Source organism: Sutterella sp., assembly GCF_052272535.1.
GTDB lineage: Bacteria > Pseudomonadota > Gammaproteobacteria > Burkholderiales > Burkholderiaceae_F > Sutterella.
This window is the reverse complement of the sequence record NZ_DAVZJY010000195.1, coordinates 1-4,408: the sequence shown is the minus strand read 5'-3', so window position 1 is coordinate 4,408 and position 4,408 is coordinate 1. Positions and strand designations below refer to the sequence as shown.

At 67.2% G+C, this 4,408-nt stretch carries 3 protein-coding genes and 1 pseudogene; 1 reads left to right on the top strand and 3 read right to left on the bottom strand.

What is annotated here, in order from left to right; genetic code table 11:
* Positions 1-222 (bottom strand): hypothetical protein (locus ACT6Y9_RS08945; RefSeq protein WP_443744280.1); only part of this gene is annotated, 222 nt, incomplete at its 3' end.
* Positions 219-971 (bottom strand): response regulator transcription factor, encoded by a 753-nt coding sequence (locus ACT6Y9_RS08940; RefSeq protein ID WP_295480654.1) that lies wholly within the window; start codon positions 969-971, stop codon positions 219-221. The genes ACT6Y9_RS08945 and ACT6Y9_RS08940, both read right to left, overlap by 4 nt.
* A 182-nt stretch (positions 972-1,153) precedes the next feature.
* Here ACT6Y9_RS08940 and ACT6Y9_RS08935 point away from each other — a divergent pair, with 182 nt between their 5' ends.
* Entirely contained in the window at positions 1,154-3,649 is a 2,496-nt protein-coding gene (locus ACT6Y9_RS08935) for a sulfatase-like hydrolase/transferase (protein WP_443744279.1), read from the top strand.
* Positions 3,650-3,912: 263 nt separating this feature from the next.
* Here the strand turns inward: ACT6Y9_RS08935 and ACT6Y9_RS08930 are convergent.
* Positions 3,913-4,408 (bottom strand): annotated as a pseudogene (locus tag ACT6Y9_RS08930) (RNA-guided endonuclease IscB); the annotation flags it as partial.

Genomic DNA, 4,408 nt, shown 5'->3' with positions numbered 1-4,408 from the left:
TTCGGGGCCTCGCGGGGCGTCTCCCCGCTCCAACTGTTCGCGGGCGAGCAGCATGTCGTCGTGCATGACGCCCGAGATGAGCTCCTCCTCGGCGAAGCTCACCGAGGCGACGATCGCGACGGCGTAGAGGCTCGAAACCAGCGCGAGGAGCGCTGCGAGCGCGAGGGCGATGCGCTGCGGCAGCCCCCGCGGAGGGCGGCCGTTTTGGAGAACCTCGCTCACGGCCGCACTCCCGCGGCCGTTGCGCCCTGCTCCGCCCCGTCCTCGGGGGCGCCTTCAGCGGGCGTCTTCGCTTCGCCCGGCGCCGCAATCGACCAACCGTAGCCCATGTGGGTGTGAAGCATCGGCCGGCCGAAGGGCTTGTCCACGGCCTGACGCAGCAGATAGAAGTTCGAGCGCAGGCTGTCGGACGCGGGCGCGTCGCCGCCCCAGATCTTGTTTTCGAGCTCCTCGCGGCTCACGATCCGCGGGCTCGCCTTCATGAGGACCTTGAGGATCTTGAAGCCCGTGGGATTCACCTTGAGCGGCACCCCGTCGCGCTCCACGGTCATTGCTCCGAGGTCGAGCACGAGCCCGCCCAAAACCAGGCGGTCCGGGTCGCCCTTGTGGGCGCGCCTGAGGAGCGCCTCGATGCGGGCGGCCAGTTCACGCAGCGAAAAGGGCTTCACGAGGTAGTCGTCGGCGCCCGCCGAGAGCCCCTCGACGCGGTCGTCCACCGTGTCGCGGGCGGTGAGCATCAGGACCGGCGTGTCGTCGCGCGCGCGGCGCATCTCCCGGCAGAAGGCCATGCCGTCCACGCCGGGAAGCCCCACGTCCAGAACCACGAGGTCCGCGCCCTCGTTGTTGAGCGCGTGGGCGCAGGTCTCCGCGTCCGGACACGTCCGGACCGAGTAGCCGCGCAGCTCGAGGTAGTCGCGGAGATTTGCACGAATGTCGGGGTGGTCGTCCACCACCAGAATGCGCAGGGCCATCGCTCAAATCCTTTGCAATAGGTTCCATCTGTTGCAGGTGATGCCGCAGAGAGTCTACGGCTTGACGGGCGCGGCTTCCAAGAGCCTCCGCATCGGAGGCGCCTCTCCCGACTGAGGGCGGTCACCGTTTTTGACGGGTCTTTGACGTCTTGTTTACAAGGCGTTGACGTCCGGCGGGAAGAATGCTGTCCATCGAAAACGTTTCTTCCGCCCGCATCTTCGCCATGAAGCTCTCCTTCTCCGCCCTCAGCGTCCCCGCCTGCGCGCCCGACCCGCAGACGGACGTGCGCCCCTGGAGCCTCGCGCTCTGGCTGATCCTTCCCCTCTGGTGCCTCGTCTGGCTCTGGACCAATCCACCGCACGCCTTCGACCTCGCGGTTGAGCGGAACTTCTTCGCCGACGGCGGCTGGCCCTGGCACGCGATGGGGTCGCTCGAATTCTGGCTGCACTTCATGCCGAAGGTGGCCTCCATCGTGATCTTCCTCTGCATCGCGGCGGGCGCCTTCTTTGCGCTCCACTGTGCGCGCTCGGCGCGGGCGCGCGGCGACGGCGAGGCGGCGGCCGACTACGAGGCGGGCCTGAAGCGCACCCTCTATGCGTTGGCGGCAGGCCTCCTCTGCGTGACCGCGGTCTGGTGGCTCAAGGAGTCCACGGGCGTCTTCTGCCCCTGGAGCGTCGAGGCGTTCGGCGCAAAGGAGCCCGTGAAGGACCCCGGACTCCCCTTCTTCGCGCAGCCCGGGCGCTGCTGGCCCTCGGGCGCGGCGGGAAGCGGCTTTTGCCTCCTTCCGGCCTACTTCATGCTCCGCGACGCCAAGCCGCGGCTCGCGAAGCTCGCGCTTCTCTTTGCCATGGCTTCGGGCCTTGCCGCCGGCATCGCGCGCTGCATGACGGGCGCGCACTTCGTCTCCCACGTCGCCGCGTCCTTCCTCATCGACTGGACGATCTCGGCGCTCCTCTACGTGCTCGTCTTCGACCGCGCGTCGATCTCCCGCAAAGTGACCGCGCTCCTTGGACCCAAGATTCTCGCCGCCTCGAACCTCGAGGCGCGCCCGGGAGACCTCCTCCCCTGGGGCGCGGTGCTCTTCGGCACGGCCGCCTGGTGGGTGCTCTTCTTCGACGCGCCGATGCTCTCGCACCTCGCGGGCGTGGGCTCGGCCTCGGGCGTCGCCACGGCTTCGACCCTCACGCTCGCTGCAGGGGCCGCGCTCGCCTTCATCTTCATCTCCGCCGCGCTCATTGAACTCTTTGCGCTCTTCCCGCGCCGCGTCTGCCGGGGGCTGCTGCTCGTCTCGAACATCACCGGTGCGGCCGCCTTCGCCGCGCTCTACCTCTACGGCACGACGATGACGCCGGACATGGTGCGCAACTTCATCGCGACGGACAGCCGCGAGGCCTTGGGCTACCTCTCCGGGCGCTCGGCCTGCGTCTTCTTGGCCGCCCTGATTCCGGTCCTCTGGCTCGGCCTCGTGGGCGAGATCCCGAACGGCCGCCTGAAGCCGGGCTTCGGGAAGGCGACCCTGAAGACGCTCGGGCGCACGGGCAAGGCCGTGGGGCTCGCCGCCCTCGGCGTCGCCGTGATCGGCCTCAACTTCCAGTCCTTCGCGGGCGCGATGCGCCAGGACAAGACGCTGCGCTACCAGATCGCGCCGGTGAACGTCTTCTACTCGGGCCTGAGGACCCTCGCCGCAGACGCCTCCCCCGAACTGAACCGCCCGAGGATCATCGTGGACCCGGCGCCGAAGCTCGAAGCCAAGGTCACGCGGCCTGCCGTCCTCGTGGTCGTGGTGGGCGAGACCGCCCGCGCGCAGAACTGGGGCCTCAACGGGTACGCCCGCGACACGACGCCCGAACTCAAGACGCTCCCCGTCCTCAACTTCCCCCACGTCACCGCCTGCGGGACGTCGACGGACGTGTCGCTGCCCTGCATGATGAGCCGCATCGGCCGGAGCGACTACAACCGCGAACGCATCCTCTCCGAGGAGCAGCTCCCGGCGCTGCTGCACCGTGCGGGCGTGAACGTCCTCTGGGTGGACAACCAGTCGGGGTGCAAGGGCGCCTGCGCGGGCGTCCCGACCCGTCAGGCCGCCGACCCGAAGAACTGCCCCGACGGGGAATGCATGGACGCGGCGCTCGTGGATGAATTGAAGCGCGAACTCGAAGTTCTCCCCGCCGACCGCCCAACCGTACTCTTCCTCCACATGATGGGGTCGCACGGGCCCGCCTACTACCGGCGTTCGGACGACGCCAGGAAGGCCTTCCGGCCCGAATGCACCGACGCGGATTTGGGCGGCTGCCCGCGCGAGACGGTCGTGAACGCCTACGACAACTCGATCCGCTACACGGACCACGTCCTCGCAGAAATGATCCGCACGCTCGAGGGTGCCTCGAACCGCATCGACGCGGGGCTTCTATACCTCTCTGACCACGGTGAGTCGCTCGGTGAGTCAGGCCTCTTCCTGCACGGCGCTCCGTGGTGGATGGCTCCGGCCGAACAGACCCAGGTGCCCGCCGTCTTCTGGATGAACGACGGATGGGCGAAGACCTTCCACATCAGCCGCGAGAAGCTCCGGGCCCGCGCTTCGGGCGAGGTGACGCAGGAGAGCCTCTGGCACACGGTCCTCGGCCTCGTGGACGTCAAGTCCACGACCTACCGCCCGGAATACGACCTCACGCGGTGAGCTTGGATCAGCCCGCTTCTTGGGTAAGTTATTAATCGGAACGTTATTTAGTTGACAAATCGTTTTTTCGTTGACTTGTCTTTAACACCCTGATGCGGTCCGATTTAAATAACGACCGGACGGGCGGAACGCGGCCGGCGGCAGCGCTTCGGGGCGTGCGCGCGCCCTGCCCGCGCTTCATAGAAAATCGGCGAGGAAACCTATGTCTTCAGACAGGGGAGGAAGCGCCGTCCTCGTCAAAAAAACTCAGGAGACCCCTGACTTCAGGCAGGGGAGGAATGAGGTGCGGGGCGCAACCACGCATACCCATATCCGTCGTTGAGTGAGATCAGCCGGCAGTATTTCCAACTGACGCCTTGAATGACGCCCTCCGGCGTCTGGATGTTGAAGGAACCTGAGGCGCGCACCACAACGCGGCCGCACCTCAGGCCGGCCTTCTTCCCCTTGGGGACGTTCGCCTCCACCATGTCGCCGGTGACGAAGCCGTGAACGAACTTCCGCCGCATCAGATACCCGCGCGGGAAGCCGTACTTCGTGACGCGCGTGCGTTGGTAGCTCCCGCGCCCCGTGCATTTGATCTCCAGGACGTTGAGTCCCTTCGGAATCACCACGCCGTTGATCCGTCCCACGCAGAGCGCATCGAGCCAATGCTCCTTCTCCACGCCGAACGCATGGCGGTTGAGCTTCGTCTGAGCGCCGCTCCACGTCTCGACGGGAAGCCCCGTCGCCTTGAGCTCGTTGAAGAGCACCCACCGCGTC